Raw genomic sequence first — 745 nt, 5'->3', positions numbered from 1 at the left:
GCGTTGGATATGTCGCAACGATCCCGTATTACGTGAGGATGGGTCGCCAAGTCAGGACCCGGCAGACAGCATGGGCCACTGCAGTGGTGGTAGTGCGGCGAAGTAGATTTCGCCTTGCTGGCCCGCAGCCCGCTATGGATTTACCACTGCAAGAACGCTGGCCCGCGAGATACCATAGGTCCGGGCCAAGGCGCTGGCCGCACTCAACGGCGTCCCACTACGTCGGCAAATTCGCGCATCGCCGTGGCCGCTTTCGCTGCCGTACATGGCGTTCCGGGAAGGGGAAAGGCGAACACCTGTGCGTTGGAGAAATGAAGGTTAAGACCTGCATTGAAGCCGTATTCCGACTTCTGTCGCAACCCAAACCGATACCGAAGCAAGTTGTCGAGAACGCGCTTGTAAACGAAGACAACCACACGCGGATGATGCACGCATATCAGTTCGAGGATGCGATCCATCCCTGCCACATATTCCTCTGATGAAGGTTCGCTTCCATACGCACGCGGGACCTTCACAAGGTCCGTTATACCGAAGCCGTGGTCGAGCAGTGAATCATCTTCAAACCGGGTAGTAGGGTTGAACAGACCATATTCCTTCAATCGATTCCAGAACATCTTGCCCTGAGCGCCTTGAAAGTAGTGGCCCGCAGCGACACTTACCGGCGCTGGCGTCTTGGCAACGAACAGAACTTCAAGTCCGGGACGCGTGGGAAGAATGTCACGAAGCGTTTGAACATCCTGCCCGC

The 745-nt window shown here is 56.5% G+C and carries 1 protein-coding gene; it reads right to left on the bottom strand.

Going from position 1 to position 745, the window contains the following annotated elements; genetic code table 11:
- Positions 1-203: 203 nt before the first annotated feature.
- Positions 204-745 (bottom strand): uracil-DNA glycosylase family protein (locus AC1DO7_RS41415; protein ID WP_477117592.1); only part of this gene is annotated, 542 nt, incomplete at its 5' end.

This window comes from Cupriavidus sp. 05N40, assembly GCF_056397305.1.
This window is presented reverse-complemented; position numbering and strand designations above follow the sequence as displayed.